The sequence below is a fragment of the Streptomyces bikiniensis genome (assembly GCF_000716625.1).
Lineage (GTDB): Bacteria > Actinomycetota > Actinomycetes > Streptomycetales > Streptomycetaceae > Streptomyces > Streptomyces bikiniensis.
This window is the reverse complement of the sequence record NZ_JNXJ01000018.1, coordinates 66,957-92,824: the sequence shown is the minus strand read 5'-3', so window position 1 is coordinate 92,824 and position 25,868 is coordinate 66,957. Positions and strand designations below refer to the sequence as shown.

12 protein-coding genes and 1 pseudogene are annotated in these 25,868 nt (G+C 67.3%); 7 read left to right on the top strand and 6 right to left on the bottom strand.

Annotated elements, in window-relative coordinates:
- Positions 1–34: 34 nt before the first annotated feature.
- Positions 35–3,919, bottom strand: coding sequence for a S8 family peptidase (locus OO47_RS16595; protein ID WP_037624258.1), 3,885 nt, complete (start codon positions 3,917–3,919; stop codon positions 35–37).
- 233 nt (positions 3,920–4,152) lie between these two features.
- Between OO47_RS16595 and OO47_RS16590 the strand changes: the two genes are divergently transcribed.
- From OO47_RS16590 to OO47_RS16580, 3 genes are all read left to right on the top strand, one after another.
- A complete protein-coding gene (locus tag OO47_RS16590) occupies positions 4,153–5,136 on the top strand; it encodes a helix-turn-helix domain-containing protein (RefSeq protein WP_030211887.1) in 984 nt (327 codons plus the stop codon).
- Between the two features lie 249 nt (positions 5,137–5,385).
- Entirely contained in the window at positions 5,386–5,868 is a 483-nt protein-coding gene (locus OO47_RS16585; RefSeq protein ID WP_030211882.1) for a DUF456 domain-containing protein, read from the top strand.
- A gap of 114 nt (positions 5,869–5,982) precedes the next feature.
- Positions 5,983–6,384: a PPOX class F420-dependent oxidoreductase gene (locus tag OO47_RS16580; protein ID WP_030211879.1), complete on the top strand. Its 402-nt coding sequence runs from the start codon at positions 5,983–5,985 to the stop codon at positions 6,382–6,384.
- Positions 6,385–6,387: 3 nt separating this feature from the next.
- Here the strand turns inward: OO47_RS16580 and OO47_RS16575 are convergent, their stop codons facing one another.
- The 4 genes from OO47_RS16575 to OO47_RS34005 all read right to left on the bottom strand — a co-directional run bounded on the left by OO47_RS16575 (position 6,388) and on the right by OO47_RS34005 (position 11,347).
- On the bottom strand, positions 6,388–7,785 hold the full coding sequence (locus OO47_RS16575; protein WP_051715858.1) for a DNA-3-methyladenine glycosylase 2 family protein: 1,398 nt from the start codon (positions 7,783–7,785) through the stop codon (positions 6,388–6,390).
- Positions 7,786–7,890: 105 nt separating this feature from the next.
- On the bottom strand, positions 7,891–9,060 hold the full coding sequence (rsgA, locus tag OO47_RS16570) for a ribosome small subunit-dependent GTPase A (RefSeq protein ID WP_030211875.1): 1,170 nt from the start codon (positions 9,058–9,060) through the stop codon (positions 7,891–7,893).
- Positions 9,061–9,665: 605 nt separating this feature from the next.
- Positions 9,666–10,421: an IS5/IS1182 family transposase gene (locus OO47_RS16565; protein ID WP_030211873.1), complete on the bottom strand. Its 756-nt coding sequence runs from the start codon at positions 10,419–10,421 to the stop codon at positions 9,666–9,668.
- A 128-nt stretch (positions 10,422–10,549) separates the two neighbouring features.
- The gene (locus OO47_RS34005; RefSeq protein WP_158708664.1) at positions 10,550–11,347 is read right to left on the bottom strand and encodes a DUF3592 domain-containing protein; all 798 of its coding nucleotides are present in this window, start codon (positions 11,345–11,347) and stop codon (positions 10,550–10,552) included.
- 648 nt (positions 11,348–11,995) lie between these two features.
- Here OO47_RS34005 and OO47_RS16550 point away from each other — a divergent pair.
- The 3 genes from OO47_RS16550 to OO47_RS36875 all read left to right on the top strand — a co-directional run bounded on the left by OO47_RS16550 (position 11,996) and on the right by OO47_RS36875 (position 23,266).
- Complete coding sequence (locus OO47_RS16550; protein ID WP_324606516.1) at positions 11,996–15,445, top strand: LamG-like jellyroll fold domain-containing protein; 3,450 nt, start codon at positions 11,996–11,998, stop codon at positions 15,443–15,445.
- Between the two features lie 207 nt (positions 15,446–15,652).
- Positions 15,653–22,615: a polymorphic toxin-type HINT domain-containing protein gene (locus OO47_RS16545; RefSeq protein ID WP_407696312.1), complete on the top strand. Its 6,963-nt coding sequence runs from the start codon at positions 15,653–15,655 to the stop codon at positions 22,613–22,615.
- Positions 22,616–22,621: 6 nt separating this feature from the next.
- Entirely contained in the window at positions 22,622–23,266 is a 645-nt protein-coding gene (locus tag OO47_RS36875) for a hypothetical protein (protein ID WP_158708663.1), read from the top strand.
- 215 nt (positions 23,267–23,481) lie between these two features.
- On the opposite strand, the pseudogene OO47_RS35060 reads toward OO47_RS36875, so the two are convergent.
- Positions 23,482–24,235 (bottom strand): annotated as a pseudogene (locus OO47_RS35060) (transposase family protein).
- Positions 24,236–24,575: 340 nt separating this feature from the next.
- On the opposite strand from OO47_RS35060, the gene OO47_RS16535 reads away from it, so the two are divergent.
- Positions 24,576–25,769 (top strand): IS110 family RNA-guided transposase, encoded by a 1,194-nt coding sequence (locus OO47_RS16535; RefSeq protein ID WP_030211864.1) that lies wholly within the window; start codon positions 24,576–24,578, stop codon positions 25,767–25,769.
- The last annotated feature ends 99 nt before the right edge of the window (positions 25,770–25,868 follow it).

The following is a 25,868-nucleotide window of genomic DNA, read 5'->3' as shown; positions in this document are numbered from 1 at the left end:
CCCCACGGGAAGGACGCCCGGCGGACCGGCGTGGTCAGCGCACGTCGTAAGCGCGGACCACGGTCTGGGTGACGGAGTTGCCCCTGGCGTCCGTCAGTTCGGTCCTCAGGGTGACCTGCTCGCCGGTCGCGCCCGCGTGGTTCACGGTCGCGGTCCAGCGGCCGCCCTGCTGGGAGACCCGCGCTTCGGTCCAGGTCGTACCGCCGTCGTAGGAGTACGAGAGCCTGGCCGAGGTGAGCGCCGCGGGGGTGTAGCCCGCGTGTCCCGTCGCGGTGAGGCCGATGTGCTGGCCGTCTGTCGCGGCGAGGGTCTTGAGGCCGTCCTCCGGAAGGTCGTACCGGGGGAAGAGAATCGGGATGCCCTGAGAATAGACGTTCTCGTCAAGCTTGGAGGTGAATTCCCACACCGAGTTGACGGAGGTGGAGCGGGCCCACACCTTGCTGCCGATCTTCATGGTGTTCTGTTCGAGCCTGTACGTCCCGGCTTCGGCCGGTACCTCGAAGACGCCGAACGGCCAGCCGGTCTCGCCGAGGAGTTCGCCGTTCCGGTGGAGGCGGAGGTTGCCGATGTCGCCGAAGGAGCCGGGCTCGGCGTGGTGGGTGGCGTCGCCCCACATGGCGGCGGCGAAGCCGATGAGGTTGCCCTGGCGCTCGGAGACGAGGACCGGCTTCCCGGTGGCGTCGCGCGGGGCGGTGGGGGCGAGGACGCCGTCGTACCAGCGCTCGGTGCGCCTCTCCCCCGGCTCGTAGGCGTGACGGGTGCCGACCATGAGTTCGCCGAAGGGGAAGTTGCTGCCGATCAGCTGCTCCCAGGCGGTGTCGCCGGTCGAGTAGTACTCGGTGCGGGTGCCGGGCACGGGGACCGATTCGAGGGAGCCGAAGAAGACGCGGGTGCCGTCGGGGCGGTACGCGGCGGGGCTGTCGAGGAAGTCGGCGGCGGTACCGGCGGAGCCGTACGCGGACTCCGTGCGGCCCAGGTCGCGGTCGCGGACCCGGTACTCCTTGCCGGAGCGGATCGTGCCGGTCTCGGGAAACGCCAGGTTGTAGACGTACGGGCTCTTCGCGGTGGCCTTCCAGGCGAGGGTGACCGGGCCGGCGGCCAGCTTTCTCAGGAGCGCGGCGGCCTCGGTGGAGGGGACGGAGAGGACGGGGAGGCCGTTGCCCATGAAGCCCCCGCCGGGGTACCAGCGGCCGGGGGCCGTGTGGTGCGCGACGACGGCGACGGCTCCGGCGGCCTTGGCGTCGCGGGCGAGGGTGCTCGCCTGGTTGCTGTCGTCGGGGAGCCGGACGAGGGCGACGCGGCCCTTGACGTCGGCGGCCTTCAGCTCGTCGGGGGTGCCGGTCCCGGCGTCGACGAGGCGGGCGGAGCCGGTGCCGTCGAGGTTGTCGGAGGCGATCGAGCCGGTGAGCGGGTGCAGGGTCAGGCCGTCGGTGGTGCGCAGCGAGGTGATCTGCGGGGCGGCGGCCCGCCAGTAGCTGCCGAACTCGAAGTCTCCGTCGTCGGCGCGGCCTTCGACCGAGGCGTAGTACGCGCGGAGGGTGCGCGGTCCGGCGGCGGTGCTGGCGTGTGTCCAGGTGTCGTCCCAGGAGCGGGCGAACGCGAGGGTGGCGCCGCGGAGTTCGGTGTCCTTGTCGGTCCGCACGGAGAGCTTGTGGGCCTTGCGTGCGTCGAGGACGACGGTGGTGTCCTTGTTCAGCTCCAGCTGCGGGCGGCCGAGGTAGCTGAGCGAGTCGTTCAGCGTCGCGCCCTCGCCCGGGTCGGGCGTGGTGACGTAGGAGGAGAGGAAGTAGCTGCCGGGGCGCAGGCGGAAGACCTGGTCGGTGGCGCCCTCGTTGAAGCGGCGCTCGCCGGTGGCGTCGTCGGTGCCGATGACGTCGAGGGAGGAGGCGCCGGAGGCGGGCTCGCCGAGGCGGTCGATCAGCTTGACGCGGAGGGTGACGGTCTCCGGCTCGACGTGGAGGGAGAACGGGGTGGAGACGTGGACGCCTCCCTTGCCGGTGGCGATCACGCGGCCGGTGACGTCGCCGTACTGGGCGCGGTCCAGGCGGGCGGCGGGGTCGAGCTCCAGCGGGACCTTCACGGTGGCGCCGGCGGGGACGGTGACGGTCCGCTTGCCGAGGCGGGCGACCGAACTCCGTACGCGGGAGCCGTCGTTGCCGGTGACCTTCTCCACGGAGAGGTTCAGGGTGACGGGGGCGCCGGAGGTGTTGGTGTACGGGACGGAGACGATGGTGCGGTCGGTCCTGTCCTGCGGCCAGTGGAAGGTGCCGCCCTGGACGGCGGGGGCGCCGAGGACCTTCTGGTCGATCGCGGCCTTGACGTCGAGACGGCCGCCGCCGACCTCGCGGACATCGCCGGGGACGTCGCTCTCGGCCGAGGCGACGAGCGCGGCCTTGATCTGCTGGGCGGTCCAGTCGGGGTGGCGCTGCTTGACGATGGCGGCGGCGCCCGCGACGTGCGGGGTGGCCATCGACGTACCGGACATGGACTGGTAGGCGTACACGCCCCGGCCGCCCGCGGCGGCGGCGGAGATGGCGACGCCGGGCGCGGCGATCTCCGGCTTGAGGGTGTGGTTCACGAGCGTCGGGCCGCGGCTGGAGAAGTACGCGGTGGAGTCGTCGCGGTCGGTGGCGCCGACGGTGAGGACGCCGGGCGCGCAGCCGGGCGAGGAGACCGTGTTGAGGGAGGGGCCCGTGTTTCCGGCGGCGACGACGAAGAGGGTGCCCTCGTTCCGGGCGAGTTCCTCGGCGGCGGTGCTCATCGGGTCGGTGCAGTCGGTGGGGACGGGGCTGCCGAGGCTCATGGAGACGACGTCGGCGCCCTGGGCGACGGCCCACTCCATGCCGGCGATGATCCAGGAGATCGCGCCGGAGCCGGAGTCGTCGAGGACCTTGCCGTTGAGGAGTTCCGCGCCGGGCGCGACGCCCTTCTTCCTGCCGCCGCTCGCGGCGCCGGAGCCGCCGACGGTGGAGAGGGTGTGGGTGCCGTGGCCCTGGCGGTCGCCGGCGGTGTCGGAGTCGGTGAAGTTCTCCGAGGCGACGACGCGGCCCTTGAGGTCGGGGTGGTCGGCGTCGGCGCCGGTGTCGAGGACGGCGACCCTGGTGCCCTTGCCGTCGTAGCCGGCGGCCCAGGCCTCGGGGGCGTGGACCTGCTTCGTGGAGCGCTCCAGGGTGGCCCCGACCTTGCGGTCGAGCCAGAGCTTCTCGATGCCGGAGGCGGTCTTCGTGCCGGAGGTGGTCTTCGTGCCGGAGGTGGTCTTCGTGCCGGAGGCGGTCTTCGTGCCGGAGGCGGTCTTCGTGCCGGAGGCGGTCTTCGTGCCGGAGGCGGTGCGGGCCTTCGGGGCGTCGGCGCCGGACAGGCCGACCTCGGCCCAGAAGGTGGCCGCGGTCTTCTTCTCGGCCTGGAGGGCGACCCCGTCGACGACCTTGAGGACCTGGCCGCGCCGGGCCCCGCGCGGGGCGAGGGGGACGGAGCGGGCGACGTCGGAGCCGTAGACCGCGATGAGGGGGAGGGCTGTGGTGGCGGCGTCGTCGTAGCCCTGGCGGATCAGGCCGGTGACGTTGAAGAGCTCCTCGTCGACGCGTCCGGCGGCGAGCGCGGCGGTGGCGGTCTCCGGGTAGACGTACAGGTCCTGGCCGGTGCGGCGGGTCTGGACGAAGGGGACCGTCCCGTCCTCGCGGGGCAGGGCCGCGGCTGCCGGGTTGCCCGCGGCGTCGCGGGTGACCAGGACGCGGTCGCCGGTGACCAGGGTCACCGTGGCGGTCCGTGCCCCGGTGCGGGCCGAGGCCTCACCGCCGACCAGGGGTCGCTTGCCGGCCGTGCCGTCCCGTGGCTCGTTCGCCACGGACGGCGCGACCGCGGTGGCGGCCAGGACGGCGGCGGTCGCCGCCCCCAGGACCGTACGCGAAATCGGACGCATCGCTCTCCCCATCTGATTCCGGGCACGGCGGTGCAAGTCGCCCGTTCCCGGAGGCTGTTGGTGCTGCGGTGGCGCCACATTGGCAGAGGTGAGGGCGGTGCAGGGATGATGAGCCCGGCGGGAATACGCCGTGGCCGTTTCCCGCCAGGTCACCAACGGAACGAAAGCCTCCGGTGAACGTCCCCGGAAGACGCGGGACGCCCGGCGGAGGTGCGGCGAGGGGTGGGGCATCCATGCTGGGAGCGATAGGACTCGACGAGCGCCAGGAATCGGCGTACCGCGCTCTGGTCGCACTGGGCGCGGCCGAGGTCACGGACCTCGCCCATCGGCTCGCCCTGCCCGAGCGGGAGACCGAGCGGGCGCTGCGCCGCCTGGAGTCGCAGGGGCTCGCCGCCCAGTCCTCGGCCCGCACCGGGCGGTGGGTCGCGGCCCCGCCCGGGGTGGCGCTGGGCGCGCTGCTCACCCAGCAGCGCCACGAGCTGGAGCAGGCGGAGCTGGCGGCGGCGCTGCTCGCCGAGGAGTACCGGGCGGAGGCGGCGGAGGCGGCCGTGCACGACCTGGTGGAGGTGGTGACCGGGGCGAGCGCGGTGACCCACCGCTTCCTCCAGCTCCAGCTGGGCGCGACGGAGGAGGTCTGCGCCCTGGTGACGGGCAAGCCGATCGCGGTCTCCGGCCTGGAGAACGACGCGGAGGAGCAGGCGGCCGGGCGCGGGGTGCGCTACCGGGTGGTGATCGAGCGCGAGGTGCTGTCCCTGCCGACGGGGCTGATGGAGCTGTCGGCGGCGCTCGGCCGCGAGGAGCTCATCCGGGTCGCGGACCGGGTGCCCACGAAGCTGGTGGTCGCCGACCGGTCCCTGGCGATGGTGCCGCTGACCGGGCGGGGCGTGGAGCCGGCGGCGATCGTGGTGCACGCGAGCGGGCTCCTGGAGTCGCTGATGGGGCTCTTCGAGTCGGTGTGGCGGGACGCGCTGCCGCTGCGGCTGGGGGCGGGCGCGCAGATCACCGAGGACGAGGCGCCGGGCCCGGACGCGGTGGACCTGGAGATCCTCTCCCTGCTGCTGGCCGGGATGACGGACGCGAGCGTGGCGAAGCAGCTGGACCTGGGGCTGCGGACGGTGCAGCGGCGGGTGAAGGGGCTGATGGAGCTGTCGGGGGTCTCGACCCGGCTGCAGCTGGGGTGGCACGCGTACGAGAAGGGGTGGGTCGCGCGGAGGTGAGGCGGGCCCGTGGCCGGGGCGGGCCCGCCCCGTATGCCACGCACAACTCGTACGCCCCATGGTCCCCGTACACCTCATGCACCCTGTACTCCTCGTGCACCCTGTACACCTCGTGCACCCTGTACGCCCCGTACACCTTGTATGCCCCGCACAACCCGTGCGCCGCCGCCCCCCGCCGCCCGCCGCCCACGTCCCCCGTCCGCCCGTCGCGACCTGCGGGAATCCGCGGTGTCGTGCAGGCTGGGCAGCGTGGGTGTGTGGCAGCTCCTGATGGTCGCGACGGTGATGCTGCTCGGCCTGTTCGGGGTCCTGGCGCCCGGCGTGCCGGGAACGTGGCTGGTGTGGGCGGCGATGCTCTGGTGGTCGCTGCACGAGCGGACGGACCTCGCCTGGCTCCTGCTCGCCTCCTCGACCGGGCTGCTGCTCCTCACCCAGGTGATCGTCTGGCAGCTGCCGGCGCGCCGGTTCCGGGGGGTCGGCATCACGCGCCGGATGGTGGCGTACGCCGGGGTGGGCGCGCTCCTGGGCTTCGTCCTGGTGCCGGTGGTCGGCGCGGTGCCGGGTTTCATCGGCGGGATCTACCTCGCGGAACGGCTCCGCCTGGGCGGCCACGGGCAGGCCAGGGCGGCGACCCGGACGGTGATGCGGGCGGCCGGCACGAGCGTGCTCGTGGAGCTGTTCGCCTGTCTGCTGATCGTGGGGGCGTGGGCGGGGGCGGTGCTCTGGGGCTGAGGCCCGCGGGACCGGGGTCGGAGGCCCGAGGCCGGCGGTCCTGGTCCCGGAGGCGGAGGCGGTGTCGGTCCCGCCGCCGATCCGCCGGGCCGGGATCGGCGCGACCCTGGACCCATGAGGAATTTCGAGGGTTTTAGCGAGACGGAGTGGACCTACCTCACGGAGGACCGGGGGCGGCTCGGCCGGATGGCGACCGTCGACCCGTCCGGGCAGCCGCAGGCCAACCCGGTGGGGTTCTTCCCGCAGGAGGACGGCACCGTCCTGATCGGCGGGTTCGCGATGGGCCGTACGAAGAAGTGGCGCAACCTGCGGGAGAACCCGAAGGTGGCCCTGGTCGTGGACGACGTGGTGAGCGTCCGCCCCTGGCGGGTGCGGGGCGTCGAGATCCGCGGCGAGGCGGAGCTGCTGGTGGGTCCGCACGGCCTGGGGCCGCACTTCAGCGAGGAGGTCGTCCGGATCCGCCCGCACCGGATCCACAGCTGGGGCCTTGAGGACCCCCGGGGAGCGGGCTCCTGAGGATCACGCGGGGCGGGGGCCCGGGGTGACGGGAACCCCGAGGTAGCGGGCGGCGTACGAGCGCCAGGGCCGCCACGCCTCGGCCTCCGGGCCGCCCGGCCCTTCCGCCAGGGCGGCATCGGGGCCGGCCCCCGGGAACACGTCGGGGTCCCCGAGGGCCCGCATCCGGATCAGGGCGGCGGCCCCGGGGGTCACTCCGGGGACGGCGAGCAGCGCGCGCTCGGCCTCGTCGCGGTCGGCGCCGGGATCGAGGCGTACGGCTCCGTCGGCGAGCGCGCGGGCCAGCGGCCCCGCGACGGGGTGGCCGGTCAGGTGCCGGGGCGCGGGGAAGAGGTGGGTGAGGGCGCCGCAGGCGGTGGCCAGGGGGGTGCCGTGCTCCTCGACGGCCCGGGCGGACTCCTCGGCGCCGAGGAGGGTCCGCAGCGCGAACTCCTCGGGCTCGGCCGTGCCCGGGGAGCGCACACCGGGCCGGGCGGCCACCTCGGCGGCGAGGCCGGGCGCGGCCCCGAGGCGTTCCGCGACGGCGTACGGGTCGGCGTCCAGGTCGAAGAGGCGACGGAGGCGGTGCACGGCGGTGGTCAGGTCGCGCAGCTCGGTGAGGTGGATGCGGGCGTCCAGCCAGCGCCCGGCGGAGCGCTCGTCCACGGAGACGATCCCGGTGCCGTACGGGAGGCGGAGGGTGCGCCGGTAGGTGCGGGCGCCGGGGGCGCCCGTGACCTCCTCGACGCGGGACACGGCCTCGGCGGCGAGCAGGTCGAAGACCTCGCCGGCGGCGTACGGCCCCCGGTGGGCGAGCCGCAGCGGCACCCCGGCGGCGAGGGCGGTACGGGCTCCCGCGCCGGTCCCGGCCTCGGCGCGCAGGGCGGTGGGGGTGCGGGCGTAGACGGCGCGGATCGTGTCGTTGAACTGGCGGACGCTGGCGAAGCCGGCCGCGAAGGCGATCTCGGTGACGGGGAGTCCGGTGGTCTGGAGCAGCAGCCGGGCGGTGTGGGCCCGCTGGGCGCGGGCGAGGGCGACGGGTCCTGCGCCGAGTTCGGCGGTGAGCTGGCGCTGGACCTGCCGGGTGCTGTAGCCGAGGCGTCCGGCGAGGCCGGGGACGCCCTCGCGGTCGACGACGCCGTCGCCGATCAGGCGCACGGCGCGTCCGACGACGTCGGCCCGTACGTTCCACTCGGCGGAGCCGGGCACGGCGTCCGGGCGGCAGCGGCGGCAGGCCCGGAAGCCGTGGCCCTGGGCGGCGGCGGCGGTCGGGAAGAAGGCGACGTTCCGCCGCTTGGGGGTGACGGCGGGGCAGCTGGGGCGGCAGTAGATGCCGGTGGTCCGGACGGCGAAGAAGAACTCTCCGTCGAACCGCGCGTCCCTGCTGCTGACCGCCTCGTAGCGGGTGTCGTCGTCCCTCACGGTCTCCAGTGTGCGGGGGCGGACGGCCCGGGGCTCGCGGTTTTCGGACACCACGTTCCCCGGAGCCGTACGCCCCCGCCCATACGGACCGCTGCCGCGTACGGGCTACCGCAGACGCCCGTTGCGCTTGAACTCGACGGCGGCACGGCCGGCGGCCATCGCGCGCTTCCAGTCCCTGCGGATCTCGCCGCGGAGACGGGCGTCGGTCTTGGCGACGAGGCGCTGGTTCTCGCGCATGAGCTTGCGGAAGCTCTCCAGGCGGCGGACGGGCAGGGTGCCGTCCTCGATGGCGGCCGCCACGGCGCAGCCCGGCTCCGCCTCGTGGGCGCAGTCGTGGAAGCGGCAGTCCCGGGCCAGTTCCTCGATCTCGGAGAAGACCTGGCCGACGCCGGCCTCGGCGTCCCAGAGTCCGACGCCGCGCAGGCCGGGGGTGTCGATGAGGACGCCCCCGCCCGGCAGGACGAAGAGGTTGCGGGTCGTGGTGGTGTGCCGGCCCTTGCCGTCGACGTCGCGGGCGGCCTGGACGGCCATGACGTCCTCGCCGACGAGGGCGTTGGCGAGGGTGGACTTGCCGGCGCCGGAGACTCCGAGCAGTACGGTCGTACCGCCCGCCAGCACGGCGGAGAGCACGTCGGTCCCCTCGCCCGTGACCGAGCTGAGGGGCAGCACCTGCACGCCGGGGGCGACGGTCTCGACGTCCTCGACGAGGTAGGAGAGACCGACGGGGTCGGGGACGAGGTCCGCCTTGGTGAGGACGACGATCGGCTGGGCGCCGGACTCCCAGGAGTCCGCTGGCGTACGCAGCAGTGCCTCACCGCTCGAACTGGACATCGCGAGCGCGAGGAACCGTTCGATCCGCCCGAGGTCGAGTTCGACCGCGAGCGACACACAGATGACGATGTGATCGATGTTAGTGGCCAGCACCTGGCCCTCGGACCGCTTGGACGACGTCGACCGGACGAAGGCGGTCCGCCGAGGCAGGATCGTCCGCGCGTACCGCGGATCACCGCCCTCGGGGTCGACGGCGACCCAGTCCCCCGTGCACACGACCTTCATCGGGTCATGAAGAACGACGAACGCGGTATCGGCACGAACGACACCGTCAGGGGTGGCCACATCACACTGACCGCGATCGACCCGGACGACCCGCCCAGGAACGAGCCCCTGGGCGGCGTACGGGGCGAACTCGGCCTCCCAGCCCTCGTCCCAGCCGTAGACGGCGAGCGGGTGCTGGACAGCGGAGAGGGAAGACGGGTGGAGCGGAGCGTTGAACAAGGGGAACCCTTCAAAGGGTGGCCCCGGCGGCGCGCTCCGAGCGCGCGGATCGAGTGGGTGTCAGCCGGAGACCACAGGGGTGGGAACGATGAACTCCTGAATGCGGGCAGAGCCCGTCACCGTGACAGTCATCAATGTCCTCACCTCCTGCTTCTTCTCAACGAACCAACACCGTGCCCTGGGCAACGACACAGCCGCGCCTTGGAACGAGCAGAACCATAGCCCCACCCCAGGACGCGACACCACCGATTAAATTCGGGCCCTCACCTGCACGACACCGACAACCAGCGGATCAGCGTCACGCGGCAAGTCGTACAGGGTCCTGGGCGAGCCCCTGGGGCTTGCCAGCCTCAACTATCGGCCGCCTGTAGCTCACCGTGTTCCCGGAGCGCATGGTGAATCCCACCAGTCCGTACCGGAGTACACCCCCGACCGAAACAGCAGCCGTGTCCAGGGCGGCAGCCAACACCGGCAGCTCGGCAGCGAGTTCCGATACGCCGACAAGAGGAAGATCGCTCCCAGCTCGGGAAGTCCGACAGCCGGAACCCGATGCGTCCTCCACGCACGCCAGGTTGCATCCAGAGAGGCAATGAGCCTTTTCCAACCTACGCTGACGCGTGGTGAAGGACGAGGACGGCCTGAACGATCGCTGTGATGCGGTTGGTGCTGCAGCGGAGCTTCCGTAGGAGACGCCAGTCCTTCAGAGTGGCCATGGCCTGCTCGCCGAGGCAGCGGATCTTGGCGTGTGTGCTGTTGTGGCGGCGCTGCCACCGCTTGAGGCGACGGCCGCGGAAGGGCACCCGGGTGGAGCTGGCGGCAACCTGGTATGCCTTGTCGGCCCAGCACTTGAGGTCGGCGTCGGTGAGTGCTTCGACGATCCCGTGAGTGCGGGCGGCGGTCAGGTCGTGGGTGGAGCCGGGCAACGCGGGCGAGGCCCACAACAGGCGGCCGAACGGGTCGGTGAGGACTTGGATGTTCATGCCGTGCCGCTTGTGTTTGCCTGAGTAGTACGGGGTGTCGGCGGCGATCCGGTCGATCGACAGCAGAGTGCCATCCAGGATCACGAACGCCTTGGTCCGCGCGATGCGCATCGCATCGGCCAGGGTCGGCACGAGCGCGGCCAGCACGTCGACGGCCTCGCGTATGTAGCGGTATGCGGTCGCGATGCCGATACCGAACCCGGCGGCGAGCCGGGCGTAGGTGTCGCCGCATCGCAGATGGGCCAGGGCGAGCAGAGATTGACGACCGGCGGTCAGAAGCCGCCATCGGGTCCCGATCTCCCTTCGACGCACAGCGAGGTGTCCGGTCAAATACCGCAGAGTGCGACTGGACAGGTCGATCGATGACGGGTAGACAAGCACGCGAGGCTCCTGGTGGCTGCGGGCGATCTTGGTCGAGAACCCGTCTACCAGGAGCTTCGACGTTCTGCAGATCCGTCCAACACGCTGCCAAGGCCGCCGGGTTGGAAACGGCTCCGTGGCCGCGCCGCTCAGCCGATCGTGAACGGGGTCAGGGCGAGGGCGATGCCGCCGGCCAGTGGCGGCAGCGAACCGAGGACCCACATCCCGGCCGAGAACAGGTGCTTCTTTCCCGAGATCTCGACGGCGAGCTGGTCGGCAGGGTTCTCCGGGTCGTACGTGGCGCGGGCCACCGGTCCGACGTGCTTGCTCCGCGCGGTCCGCTCGGCGCCGTCGGCGTCGGTGAACTTGTACCAGGCCGCCCCGTCCGTCGTCTTGAAGTCCAGGGTGGCGGGCACGGTGACCCCGCGCCGCTTGAGTACGACATGAAGCAGCGTCCTCTGCCCGCCGACAAGCATCAGGCCGAGTCCGAAGAGGAGCGGGACGGTCGCGACGATGGGGGCGATGACCTCTGCCCCTTGGCCGGCGCCGACCCAGATCACGTAGCCGAGGTAGGCGGCGGCGAGAGCGATCATGATGATGATCCGGCGCAGGTACTTCGGATCCTTCGCCGGCTTCTCCGCGTCCTCTGGCGACGCCAGCTGCGTGACCGTGATGCGGGCGCTACCGGCGGGATCCCGCTGTGCGGGGAGTGCGGCGGTCAGAGCGGCGACGAAGGTGGTGGCGGCCGTCGGGTTCCCGGCGTCCACGCAGTGCACGGCGCTGTCGCTGAGCACGATTTCGACGTGGTGTCCGCCGTCGGTACGGGCCTCCTGGACCACCGCGAGGGGGATCTCCGTGCGGGTGCGGCTGTCGACGATCCGGAGACCGCCGTCATCGAGCACGGTCTCGGCACCATCGCCGCCGATCAAGATCTGTGCAGAGACCATCGTCTTCATCCCCTGCCAACCGGCCACGGCCCGACTGCCGTCACACCGGCGTCAACCTACCGCAGGGCGTCACGCCCCTCAGCGCCGTACCGGCCCCACACATGCGAGCACCCGGACGGGCGAGCCGCGGCGGGCCTGGAAACGACGAAGCCCCCTGCGCTGAGGCGCAGGGGGCGACGGGGACGGCGAGGCGGGGCTTCACCACGTTTCCGGCACAACTGGCTGACACCAGGAGCAGGTTGAAAAATGCTCAATGTACGAGTTCGACCTGATACGGGGTGCCGGACTGCTACGTTCCTCGCTCAACTTGCCATATTCACTGAACGCGCCTTGACCTGCCATTGATCAGAGCGTTGGGTGACCCACCTACTGTGAGCGTTATGTTAAGCAGGGGTGGGGATTGTGAAGAGACACCGGGCGTATCAACGTGCCTGGAGCGCGGGAGTCGTCTTGTCCGCTTTGGCTATGGGGATGGTGGTTCCGTCTCCTGCAGCACGGGCAGCCGCGCCAACCGTTGATTCGCCCGTTCTTGGCGAGGCGGACCTCGCTCTGAAGACGGCCAAGGAGTCCGGCCAACGTGTCGAGGTCGAGAGCAAGCGCTCCGAGCGAGCAAGCGTGTTCGCGAACTCCGACGGGTTCACTTTCACGTTGGAACAGCACACGGTGCCGGTGCGCGTGGCGAAACCCGGTGGTGGCTGGCAGGTACCGGACCCGACGCTGGAGAGGCGTGAGGACGGATCGATTGGCCCCAAAGCCGCGTCTGCGGTGATGTCGTTCTCTGGGGGCGGCGACGCTGCCCCGCTGGTCGAGATCGCCGATCGTGGTCGTTCGCTTGAGCTCGATTGGCCGGGCGATCTGCCAGTTCCTGAAGTCGACGGAGCGAACGCGGTCTACCGTGATGTGCTGCCTGACGTCGACCTGAGGCTGACCGCAACAGTTGAGAGCTTCCAGCAAGTACTGGTGGTCAAGACGCCGGCAGCAGCGGCGAACCCGGCACTCAAGGAGCTCACTTTTGGTCTGAAGGCACATGCCCTGACTGTTCGGGAAGGTGCTGCCGGGAGTCTTGCTGCAGTCGACGGCAGCGGGGCCACTGTCTTCCGTGCTCCGCCGGCTCGGATGTGGGACTCGGCCGGGAAAGTTGATGATGCGCCTGACTTGGCACCACAACTGGTGCGGCAGGCTGCCGTAGCGGCGAATGGCGCGCCGTCGGATTCTGCTGACCCGTCTGAGCAGGCGCCTTCCGGTACCGGTTTGCAGCCGGGGCAGGGGGACAACGTCGCCCGCATGGACGTCGACGTCAAGGCAACTGCGCTCACTGTTGTTCCGGACGCCGGGATGCTAAGCAGTACCGCATCCGAGGACTACCCGGTGTTCATCGACCCAACAGTCACATGGGGCGAATCGGAGCGGACGCAGCTTCGCAGCGACGGTTATGAGTCCTACGGGTGGGGCAACGGTGACGACAACCGGGGTCAAGGTGTGGGTAAATGTGGTAGCTGGAACGGCTACTACTGTGGACCTGGTTACGTTCAGCGTCTGTACTTCGAGTTTGCTCCCGACCAACTCAAGGGCAAGCAGGTACTGGACGCCACGTTCGCGGTCACAGAACCGTGGTCGTTCCAGTGCGATCCGCGACAGGTCGACCTGGTCCGGACGAACAACATCTCCTCGGCCACAACTTGGGCGAGTCGGCCTGCTGAGCTCGACTGGATGGTCGACCTGTGGGTCTCGGCCGGACGTGGATCACTGTGTGATCCGGACTCTCCGGACGCTCCTATCGAGTTCAACGACAACCCTCAGGAGCCGAACGAGAACCTCACGCCGACTGTGCAGGCTTTTGCAGCAGGTAAGTTCTCGCGGCTGACCTTGGAGATCCGGGCGGGGAATGAGACCGACGCCTCTGCGTGGAAGCGTTTCAGAAATGATGCTGTCCTGCGTGTGCTGTATGTCGCCAAGCCAGCCCCACCGACCAACGTCGGAATTGTGAGCGGCAGCAGCCGCATATGCGACACCAACGCCGCTGACCCGACAGTGATGGATAATCCGCAGCCCACCTTCACTGCGACCCCGCAGACCGCTCCTGGCGGCGAATCTCAGGCCAAGCTGAGGACGTGGATGCGCCTTGAGTCGAAAGCTGCTGACGGGACATGGTCTGGGATGGGGATAGCCAGTCCGAGTACGAGCACCGTTCCGGACAACTGGAAGACCACAGCAATGTGGCCCACGAAGCTGGTCGAGGGGCGCCTCTACCGGTACTCGGCAGCCACCCAGGTATTCACCGACGCCAACGTTCAGGCATCTGCCTCGGGATACCCGATCTGGTGCTACTTCAAGGTCGACCCGACAGCACCGAAGGCGCCCATTATTACTTTCGGAAACCCTTACAAACCATGCTCTGACCCCGACGATTGCCCCTTCTACGGTGCCCCCGGTGTACCTGGGACGGTTTCCTTCAAGCCTGCCAGCGGCGACACCATCGTGTCGTACCACTACCGTCTCTCCAACGGTTACTGGGCTGAGCTGTCGGGTTCAAGTGTGACGGCGACGATCAAGCCACCTGCGGCCGGTACGTACACACTGTTCGTCCGAGCCGAGGACCCGCTGGGACGATGGGGCACCCAGGCAGCGTTCGATTTCAAGGTGGCCAAAGGTGCGGATCCTGTCGGCCGATGGCAGTTCACGGAGACATCCGGCGCAGCTCTCGACGATGCACCGGACGGGGGCATGTCCCACGCGACCCTGTACGGGGCCGTGACTCGCGACAACCGCGGCCGCCGTGGAGTGATCACCCATGACAAGGAGGGGGCAGTTCTGGATCCGCAGGTGGTGGACAGGGGTCTTTCACTCGGCGGCACCACCGGCTATGCCTCCACTGCTGGGCCCATTGTGACGACTAGCTCCTCCTACACGATTTCTGCTTGGGTCAGGTTGGAGGACGGTAGCGGGAACCGTACGGCACTGGGACAGGACGGCATGATGGCCGGTGGCTGGTACAGCGCCTTCTATCTCGGGTACCGCTCGGAGTCGAAAAAGTGGGAGATGCGCACGTCGCCGAAGGACGCCGCCGATGGCAACATCACAAGCCAGTTGGTGCAGTCCAAGCAACCCGCCACCCTTGGCGTATGGACTCACCTCACAGCCGTCTACGACGCTCCTGCAACGGAGATCAGACTCTACGTCAACGGCGAGTTGCAAGGAACGGACAAGGTTGCCCCGTCGTGGGCGTCCACGGGAAAGTTCCAGATCGGCCGCGTCTGGTGGCACGGTGCGTACTACGACCACTGGAAGGGATCGATTGACGAAGTCACCGTATGGCAGAACGCCTTGGACGAGTCAGAGATCCTTGACGAAGCCCGGGCCCTCCTGCCAGGCGGCTTCAACGCGGCCGAATTGGTGGCCGACTGGTCCGCTTCCGGAGCCTCCGGAACGACTGTCTCCGACACAACATCCGGCTACGGCAAGGCTCTGACATTGACGGGCGGCGCCACGGTGGCTGGTGAAGACATCGTCTTCGACGGCGTCGACGGCGCTGCCACGTACAAGGGCCCGTTGGTCGATGACACGGGGTCGTTCACGGTGACGACGCAGGTGGCTCTGGACAAAACCGAGATCAACGCGAAGAGCATGGGCTATGTCGGCCAGGTTCTCGGACAGCGCACCGCGGACGGCTCAGCCTGGGGTTTGTGGTACCAAGCCGCTGAAACCAAGCTGGACCTTGTCGAGATCACGCTCCCGGATGGAACGAAGGACATGGTCGAGAAAGAAGTGCCGGTAGGTTACTGGCACTTCGGACGGCTCAACGCGGATGGCACCTTCTCTTCGGTCCGGTCCGAAAAAGAGTCCGAACTGGATACCCCTGTCCGCCTAACCGGGGTCTATGACGCCCAGGCCGCCACGATCTCACTCCGCGTCGGCACGGAACTCGACGCTGTTCCGAAGACGTTCACGGCCAAACTCGGCACCGGAGAGCTCACGATCGCCAAGGGACTGTCCACCGGAACCTGGAAGCACTTCCTCGCAGCCCGCGTATCCGACATACGGGTGTGGTCGGGAGCTGTACACAACGAGACCCAGATCGACGCGCTGATCGGTTCCTGACGGCACAGCTAGGCAAGGAGTGGGCGGCACCGTGTGCCTGGTGCCGCCCACTCCTGCTCTTCAAGCCAGGGCAAGGAGCCCATGGCTTCTATCAATCCGCGGTTCGAAGGGGTGGGGAGAATATCTGTGAAACCCGTAATAGGCAGAACAAGTACGCAAGAGGGAAGGCCGCGGCGTAGACGCCGCAGAGCGCTCGTCATCGTGCCTCTGGCCCTGGCGCTGTCGATCCCGATCGGCCTTACCCCTGTAGCTGCCGAAGGCACAGGCGGCCTGGACCGACCGGACGTGCCCAAGCCTCGAGTCGGCAAGATCCATGAGGGCTCGGGTCCGGGCGCCAAAAAGGCCCGGGAACAGGTTGCGAAGGAACTGCAGGAGAGCACGACCCAGGTGATGCGCGCCCGGGCCGAGCAACTGCGACCGGCCTGGCCCGCGGCCGGCAGTGCCGATGTCGCACTAACGGCCGGGCGCACCAAGATCGCACCCGGTGGCCTACCTGTCACCCTCGCTCGCTTCGGCGCCAGGAACGCTCTCCAGGCGGGCGGTCATGCGACGGTCACGGTGCTGGACCAGAAGGCCGCAGACCAACTCGGAATATCCGGAGTTGTGCTGACTGCCGAGGCAGAACGAGCCGGCGGGGCCGAGGTGAGCATCGGCTACGGCGGTTTCGCGTCCGCTATCGGAGGCGGCTGGGCTGGCCGACTCCGGCTAGTGCAACTCCCGACGTGCTCCCTGACTACGCCACAGAAGGCCGAGTGCCGGACCCAAACCCCCCTTCCTTCGCGCAACGACCCGAAGAACCAGACCGTCATTTCCCGCGTCCCTCTCGCCCAGAGCGCCGACGGAGAGGGTGTCGAACCCCAGCTCGGGTCCTCGACCTCTGGCGTGACAGTCATGGCCCTGACCGCAGCCGGCGCCAATGGCGCAGCGGCGAACGGCACCGGCGACTACAGCGCGACACCGCTTTCAGCCTCGTCCTCGTGGTCCGCCGGAGGCAGCTCCGGCTCGTTCACCTGGTCGTACGGTCTCACTCTCCCGCCTGCAGCCGCAGGCCCGATTCCGTCCCTCAGCCTGGGCTACGACTCTGGCAGCATCGATGGGCGCACCGCGACCACCAATAACCAGGGAACCACCATCGGCGAAGGGTTCTCCCTCACCGAGTCCTACATCGAACGCTCATATGGCATTTGCGACAAAGACGGACACACGGATGTGTTCGACCGCTGCTGGAAGTACGACAACGCACGGATCGTGCTGAACGGCAAGTCGTCCCGCCTGGTGAAGGCCGACGCAACCAACCCGAGCGCCGCCACAAGTGAGTGGAAGCTGGAGAACGACGACGCGTCGAAGGTGACCCGTTCCACCGGCGCCGACAACAACGATGACAACGGCGAGTACTGGACCGTCATCACCGGCGACGGAACGAAGTACGTGTTCGGCCGTGACAAACTCGACGGTGCTACCACCGAGCGCACCAATTCCACCTGGACCACGCCCGTATTCGGCGACGACGTCGGTGAGCCCGGCCATGACGCGGGTGCCACGTTCGCCGAACGGTCGGCGAAGCAGGCCTGGCGCTGGAACCTCGACTACGTCGAGGACACCCACGGGAACGCCACTACTTACTGGTACACGGCAGAGAAGAACTACTACAAGAAGAACAAGGCCACAAAGGCCGATGCCGAATACGTACGCGGCGGATACCTGAAGGAGATCAAGTACGGCCTTCGCAAGGGTGCCCTGTTCACGGACGACGCAGACGCCAAAGTGACCTTCGGCTACGCCGAGCGCTGCACGGAGGGAGCATGCTCGTCGCTGACGAAGGAGACGGCTGAGACCTGGCCGGACGTGCCCTTCGACGCCATCTGCGCCAGTGGCTCCACCGAGTGTCTGTCCCAGTCGCCGTCGTTCTTCACTCGCAAGCGGCTGACCGGCATTGACACTCACTCGTGGAACACGGCCACAGGCACCTACGACGCGGTCGACAGTTGGGACCTCGTTCAGGAGTACCAGGACGGAGGCGACATCGGTGACACCTCCGACCACGTCCTCACACTGAAGTCGATCACACGGACCGCAAAGGCCGGGACGACCGCCATCAAGTCGGACCCGGTGGTCTTCACCTACGACATGCGTCCGAACCGAGTGGATGACGACACCGACCACATCCTGCCTCTGACCCGCCCTCGGATCCGCACGATCGTCTCCGAGACCGGCGGCATCACCACCGTGGAGATGTCCCCTGCGGAGTGCGTACGCAGCCAGGTTCTCACCGCCGCCGAGGACACCAACACCCGGAACTGCTATCCGCAGTACTGGAACATCAATGGCAGTTCCACGGCATCGGTCGACTGGTTCCACAAGTACCGTGTGATCGGTGTTTTGACGTCCGACCTGGCAGGCTGGAACGAGCCCGTCGAGAACCAGTACGTCTACAGCGGCGCTGCCTGGCACTACAACGATGACCCGTTCACGCCGAAGAACGAGCGGACCTGGTCGGACTGGCGCGGCTACCGTGAGGTCACCGTCTATAAGGGCGCGGTCAAAACCGGCGTTAACCGGACCAAGACAGTGTCGCTGTACATGCAGGGCATGAACGGTGACAGAAACAAGAACGGCACGACCAAGTCCGTGTCGATCGCCCCGCTCACACAGCCAGCAGTCGGAATCATCTCGGTGCCGGACTCTGATTACTACGCGGGAACACTGCGCGAGCAGGTGACCTACGACGGCACAACTCCGATCTCTGCGATAGCTAACCGGCCCTGGTCGCGCGAAACCGCACGCCAAACCGCTGTTCCCGACGCCGGCGACCACGTCTCCCGCTTCGTCCGCACCCAGCGCACGACGTCCTACACGTACCTCACCGCATCCAACTCTTGGCGCTCACGTGCCACGTCGACCATCTCGTTCGACGACTACGGCATGCCCACCAAGGCTGTCGACCTGGGCGACGAAGACAAACAGGGCGACGAGGTCTGCACAGAGACCTGGTATGCCCGCAATGTGGACGCAGGACTGACCAACCTCGTCTCGCGTGTGCGCACCGTGGGCCTCGACTGCAACTACACCGAAGCCGACCTCCAGCTCTCCGCGGCCGACGGCACGCGCTCCAACGTCATGGCCGACACGGCAATCTCCTACGACAACATCGCCTGGTCCACGACGATGAAGCCGGTCAAGGGTCGCCCCACATGGACCGGACGCGCCTCCGCATACGGCACCGGCGGAGCTGTAACGTGGCAGAAGACCAGCGTCACCGCCTACGACATTCTCGGTCGGCCCACCACGGTCACCGACGCCCAAGGAAGCACCATGACTACGGCGTACTCGCCCGTGGATTCAGGTCCGCTGACGAGAACGACCGTCACCAATCCCCTGGCCCACAAGGTCACCAGCTACCTCGACCCGCGGCGCGGCCTCGCCCAGCGCACCTACGACGCAAACCTGAAGAAGACCGAGCTCGCCTACGACGCAATGGGCCGCCTGACCGACGTGTGGTTGCCAAACCGCAACCGCAGCACACAGTCGCCCAACACCCAGTACAGGTACTCGCTGAGCAACACCACAGAGTCCTGGGTCTCGACGGCAAGCCTCAAGGCCGACGGCGAAACGTACAACACGAGCTACGCGATCTACGACTCGCTACTGCGACCGCTTCAGACACAGACCCCAACCCCCCAGGGCGGGCGCCTGCTGACGGACACCCGCTACAACACCTTGGGAAGCATCTACGCCACCTACTCCGACGTCTTCGACACGAACGCACCGGTCTCGAAGTACGCGCGGGCGATGTATGGAGGAGCACCGAAGCAGACCGAGACGGTCTTCGACGGTGCAGGGCGGCCCACATCCAATGCCCTATACGTCAAGGGCACGCTGAAGTGGACTACCAGCACCACCTACACCGGCGACTCCACCGCCACCACCGCGCTCGACGGCGGCTCCGCCACTCGTACGATCACCGACGCCCTCGGCCGGACGACCGAGACCCGCGCGTACGCGGGACCGAACCCGGCGGACGCCGAGTACGGGGCAACGCTCGGAAGTTCATACACCTCAACGAAGTTCGAGTACACCCGTGACGGAAAGCAGTCGAAGATCACGGGGCCGGACGGCGCCGTGTGGAAGTACATCTACGACCAGTACGGTCGGCAGAAGACCACGGAGGACCCTGATAAGGGTACGACCCGTACTGAGTACGACGGCCTTGACCGGCCGGTGAAGGTGATGACCGGAAGTTCCACGGTCGTCACCGGATACGACGTTCTCGGCCGTCCGACCAACACCTGGTCGGACATGGCATCGGACGCCACGCTTTTGACGAGCCGCACCTACGACACCCCCCTCAAGGGTCTTCCCGCCACCTCAACCCGCTACGTCGGAGGCAAGACCGGCAAGGCGTACACCAAATCGGTCACGGCATACGACGTCCTCAACCGGCCCGCGACGACCGAGCTGACCCTCCCCGCCATGGACCCGATCACCCCGTCCGTGCCGGGCGGGAAACTCACCTATCAGTCCACCTACCGCATCGACGGGACTGTGGGCAGCACCAGCGAGCCCGCTCTGGGCGGTCTGGCGAGCGAGGTCATCGGGTACGGCTACGGAGCCCTGGGCCAGCTCACGTCTGTGAAGGGCCTCAACGGCTACCTGCAGCAGGCCGACTACTCCGAGACCGGCCAGGTCCTGCAGCTCACCCTCGGCAAGGGCGGCACGGGTGACCGCAACGTCTACATCACCAACGGGTATGAGGAAGGAACAGATCGCCTGACCCTCAGCCATGTCACGGACCAGACACACCCGTACATGCTGCAGCACCTCACCTACACCTACGACCAGGCCGGCAACGTCACCTCCATCGCAGACCCCACGACCCTCGGCGGCACCACCAAGGCCGAAACCCAGTGCTTCGCCTACGACGGGCACAGCCGCCTGACCGAAGCCTGGACCCCGGCCTCCCAGAACTGCGGCGATCCGCGCAACGCCAGCGCCCTAGACGGCCCCGCCCCGTACTGGACGTCGTACACCTACAACACCGCCGGTCAGCGCAAGACGGAGACACAGCACCTCTCCACAGGCAACACGACCACAACATACTGCTACGACCCGGCCAAGCAGCCGCACGCACTGCGATACACCACCCCACGCACCACATGCGGCACCGCCGCCGACCCCACCAAGGACAAGGTCTACGACTACGACACCACGGGCAACACCACCAAGCGCCCCGGTGACACCACGCAGCAGACTCTGACCTGGTCGCCCGAAGGCCAGCTCGCGACGCTCACGGAAAGCACCAAGTCGACCGATTACGTGTACGACGCTGACGGCGCTCTGCTGATCCGTAATGCCAAGGCCGGCGAACGCGTCCTGTACGTCGGTGCGACAGAACTCCACCGCCGCGACAACGGCACCACCTGGGCACAACGCAGCTACACCGCCGACGGCACCCCGATCGCCGTCCGCACGAACGAGACCGGAACGACTCAGCTCCAGTTCCTCGCGGGCGATCGCCACGGCACCCAAAGCCTGGCTGTCACCTCGGACACCACGCAGAGGCCCACCAAGCGCTACATGACCCCGTTCGGGGCAAAGCGTGGCGGAGCGGTCGGCACCTGGCCCACAGACAAGGGCTTCCTCAACAAGACCGCCGACGCATCCACGGGCCTGACACACATCGGCGCGCGCCAATATGACCCAAAAATCGGTCAGTTCATCAGCGTTGACCCCATCCTCTCAACCGACCAGCACCAATCTCTCAACGGCTACAGTTACGCCAATCAACATCCCACCACGTCCTCGGACCCCACCGGTCTCAGAGAGGTTTGCGGAGCCTACGGAAACTCCTGCATCCCAACCGCACCAGAACTCACGGGCGCAGTCCCAGGAGACGTGCAGAAGCCCTCTGAAGGCGACAGCACCGACGTTGGAACCGTCACCGCCGGGGCAGGAGAGGCATCTGGAACAGCTAGCTCCGGCAGTGGAGGTGGCGGCGGAAGCGGCAGTGGCGGTGGCGGTGGCGGTGGAACTGCCCCTACGAAAAACTACGACCTCTCCTGGTCGAATCCTTTCAGCGAAGCATTCTGGGGCACAGTCAGCATCGGCGCGCACACAGCATCCCTCTTCGGGGTGCTAGGCGACTCCGATTGCTGGAATGGCGGAGCCGGTGCCCCAGGCTGCGACTACGGTGCAAGTTTCGACCAGTGGGTCCTTGAGCAAGGCGTGGACTCGACGTCCGACTGGTACCAAGTACCGGGCTTCATCGGGGAAATGATTGCGCACGGCCGCGCTGGCGGAGGCGCAGGAACAACCCCGCGCAAGTCAACCCCGCTGACCGGTGGCCAGTACTTCCTCGCCGGCACGCTCGTCCTCATGGGCGACGGCAGCACGAAGGAGATCCAGGACGTCGAGATCGGCGACGAGGTTCTCGCGACTGATCCCGAAACCGGAGAAACGGGCGCTCGCCCCGTCACTCAACTGATCCGCACAGAGGAAACCAAGCACCTCAACACACTCTCCATCGCCACCCCCGACGGCACGGAGAACCTCACGGCAACAGCTGAGCACCCCTTCTGGTCAGCCTCGCAGCACGCCTGGATTGCTGCGAAGGACCTGAAGCCGGGCATGACCCTGCTCACCGACAAGGGCGAGACTGTTGCCGTCAACAGAAACGTTCCATTCACCAAGTACGTGAAGACGTACAACTTCACCGTTGACGATCTGCACACGTACTACGTGCTGGCCGGCAGGACGCCAGTCCTGGTGCACAACACGTGCCATGCCGAAGGATTTAAGGCTGCTGAGGCGGCTATCCAGTCGCTGACTCATAAGAGGCAATCTATCGGGGGGGCCTTCTATCCCCATTCCGAATCTTGGGATAATCACTCCCCAGTCAAATTGATCTCAGGTGAGCGCAACCTTCCGAAGGGGTATGCGCCGCCACCGGGCGCAACTAAGAACGGCGACCATCTCGAGGCCCAGGTTGCTGTCATCATGCGGGAGAAAGGCCTGAAGGAAGGTACTCTCTACCACACGGGTAACTGGACGTGTAGCATGTGCAGTTCTACGGTTCCAGATATGCTTCCATCCAAGTCGTCACTTACTGTCTACTACAGGAAAGAGGGAGAAGTGTACGGAGAGACGTACCTCAGTCGAGATTGGTGGGATTGATTACCCATGGAAGCGGATGCTTTGAGTCCGGCGGAAATCGAGATGGATTCGTTCCTATCGTCGTGGTTCGGTCCGGCCAAGTCGAGCGCGAAGGAAATCGGCCCTGAGTTTGACTGGATCCCGGCCGGGCTGAAAAAGTGGTATGAAATCACCTCTCGGTGGGAAATTCCGGTCGAGGGAGTGAAGCGGCTAATCCCTCCTTCCGAGATTTTGGAAGAAGAAGGAAAGTTCATCTTCCTAATGGATCAGGGCGGATGGGCATGGTCTTTCGACTTGACCGAGCCATCCTTCATCTTTGAAGCGAAGGATGACGAGCCGTGGCGGCGACTTAATGCGGATTGGAGTGAGATGCTTCTTTGGCACTCATTCAGCGAAGCGGTCGAGTATGCTCCATTCACGCAGTGGTCATCAAACGCTTCCGCCGAAGCCGCGAATGAAGTCCTCTCGAATTTTCGAAAGGTTTCATTTACGGATTCGATGTGGCCTTCTCCCGGATGGGCCTTCTATATCGCAGACGGAATGGTCGCGGATGCGGGGCCTAGCAAGTGGACTCCGGATTCATTTTCGATTACCGTGGGTGCCAGTTCGAGAGAATCGATCGCTTCCCTCAACTCGCCGACTGGTATCGAATGGCTAGTTCGACAGAAGTAGGAATTAGTCTCCAACGCAGTCATCCTTGACGGCTGCCTGGTGATTCTCCCTCAGGGGACCGAAAAGGAACCTTTTCCGTCTCGCCTCTGAAAGGATATAAGGCCTGGCCAGCTAGGGTGGTGACGTGGCAGAGCCCTCGGTCGCTGGCGGTGTTGATTCCACTCGACACTGCCGACAGCCGTGGGCTCTGTTGGTTCCGTGAGCGTTTTCCAACCTCACGTTGATGCGTGGTGTAGGACGAGGACGGCCTTCACCACGTCGGTGATTCGGTTAGTGCTGCAGCGGAGCTTCCGCAGGAGGCGCCAGCCCTTGAGGGTGGCCATGACCTGCTCGCCGAGACAACGGATCTTGGCGTGGGTAGTGTTGTGGCGGCGCTTCCACCACTTGAGCCGGCGACCTCGGAACGGTACGCGGGCGGGTCCGCCGGCGCCTTGATACGCCTTGTCCGCCCAGCATCTGAGTCCTACTTCGGTGAGGGCTTCGATGATCCCGTGGTATCGCGCGGCGGTCAGGTCGTGAGTCGAGCCGGGTAGAGCCGACAAAGCCTAGAGCAGCCGTCCGAACGGATCGGTGAGGACCTGCACGTTCATGCCGTGGCGTTTGTGTTTCCCGGAGTAGTAGGGGGTGTCGGCGGCGATCCGGTCGATCGGCGGCAGGGCGCCGCCGAGGATGACGAACGCCTTCTCCCGGATCGTCCGCATCGCCTCGGCCAGGGGCGGGGCGAGGATGGCCAGGGCCTCGACGGCTTCACATATGTAGCGGTAGACGGTCGCGATCCCGATGCCGAACCCGGCGGCCAGTTGGACGTAGGTGTCACCGCACCGCAGGTGGGCCAGGGCGAACAGGGCCTGTCGCAGGCGGAAGGTGTAGCCACCGCTTCCCAATGTCATGCCGCCTGGCCTTCAGTTGTCCGGTCAGGAACCGCAAGGTGCGGCTGGACAGATCAATCGAGGACGGGTAGACAAGCACGCGAAGCTCCTGGCGGACACGGGTAATCTTGGTCGAGAACCCGTCTAACAGGAGCTCCATCGTTACGCAGGGCTGTCCAACTAGCGTTCAGCACAGCCAGCTTGGAAAAGGCTCCCTATGTTATACACCGGGGCAGGGCGAATCCTTCGTATGGTTCTCCCATCCAGGAGTGCCGGGTGTGGTTCAAAAAGCTCTGCCGCTTGTGGCTTCCAGTGATTGGCTGCCCGGCGCCCCACGACGACTCGGCTGCCAATTAGGAATTGCGAATGATCGCTCCGTAGGAAATCGACAGCGAGGTCGTCCGTCAGGAGGCACCCAGCACACCCCACCGCACGGAGGCATGACGGCCGCGATCTGGGCCGGCATCGACGCAGGCAAGACCCACCACCACTGCGTCGCGGTCGATGAGAGTGGCCGCCGGCTGCTGTCGCGGCGCATCGCCAATGACGAGCCCGAACTTCTCGAGCTCACCACCGATGTCATGGCCCTGGGTGACAAGGTAACTTGGGGAATCGACCTGGCCGACGGCGGAGCCGCCCTGGTCATAGGCATCCTCCTCAACCACGTCCAGCTGGTGCACTACATCTCCGGCCGCGCCATCCACCGCGCCTCCGAGAGCTACCGCGGCGAAGGCAAGACCGACGCCAAGGACGCCGCCATTATCGCCGACCAGACCCGCATCCGCCGCGATCTGCACCCCTTGCACCCCAACGATGAAACCGTCACCGACCTCAAGACCCTCACCAGTCGGCGCATGAACCTGGTCGCCGACCGCACCCACACCGTCAACCGGCTCCGGGCCCAGCTGACCGGGATCTTCCCCGGCCTGGAACGGGCCCTGGACCTCACCAACAAGGGTCCGCTGACCCTGCTGACCGGCTACCAGACCCCCGCAGCGATCCGCCGGCTCGGCGCCAGACGCCTGGAGACTTGGCTGCGCAACCGCAAGGTTCTCCGCGCGAACCAGCTCGCCGAGACCACGGTCGAAGCGGCCGAACGCCAGCACACCAGTCTGCCCGGCGAGAAGCTGGCCGCGCAGATGGTGCACACCCTGGCCAAGGAGGTGTCGGCCCTCAACGAACAGATCGCCAAGGTCGACAAGCTCATTGAGGCCCGGTTTCGCGGCCACCGGCACTTCGAGGTGATTACCAGCATGCCTGGCCTCGGCATCATCCTCGGTGCCGAGTTTCTGGCCGCCACCGGTGGCGACATGTCCATCTTCGGGACCGCCGACCGTCTTGTCGGTTTCGGCGGCATCGCGCCGGTCCCGCGTGGCTCCGGAATGATCAGCGGCAACCTGCGACGGCCGCAACGCTACAATCGAAGGCTTCAGCGCGTCCTCTACACCTCCGCGCTGTTCAGCATCCGACGGAGCAACAAGTCACGCCGGTTCTACGATCGCAAACAAGCTGAGGGCAAGCACCACACCCAAGCCGTCCTCGCCCTCGCCCGCCGCCGGGTCAACGTCCTCTGGGCCCTCCTCCGCGACGGACGGTGCTACGAGCTCGCGCCACTGACGACCCTCTCGGCTTGACAGGCGACATTAGGAATCACTGATCGGGTGACGGGCTGAAGTCCCGCAACATACGAGGCTCCTGTGCCGTTGAGAGAACGGATCTGGCCGCTCCGAACT

Excerpts from the sequence above, each read along its gene's own strand:
- OO47_RS16595 (WP_037624258.1), bottom strand. The coding sequence starts at position 3,919 with ATGCGTCCGATTTCGCGTACGGTCCTGGGGGCGGCGACCGCCGCCGTC.
- OO47_RS16590 (WP_030211887.1), top strand. The coding sequence starts at position 4,153 with ATGCTGGGAGCGATAGGACTCGACGAGCGCCAGGAATCGGCGTACCGC.
- OO47_RS16580 (WP_030211879.1), top strand. The coding sequence starts at position 5,983 with ATGAGGAATTTCGAGGGTTTTAGCGAGACGGAGTGGACCTACCTCACG.
- OO47_RS34005 (WP_158708664.1), bottom strand. The coding sequence starts at position 11,347 with ATGGTCTCTGCACAGATCTTGATCGGCGGCGATGGTGCCGAGACCGTG.
- OO47_RS36875 (WP_158708663.1), top strand. The coding sequence starts at position 22,622 with ATGGAAGCGGATGCTTTGAGTCCGGCGGAAATCGAGATGGATTCGTTC.
- OO47_RS16535 (WP_030211864.1), top strand. The coding sequence starts at position 24,576 with ATGACGGCCGCGATCTGGGCCGGCATCGACGCAGGCAAGACCCACCAC.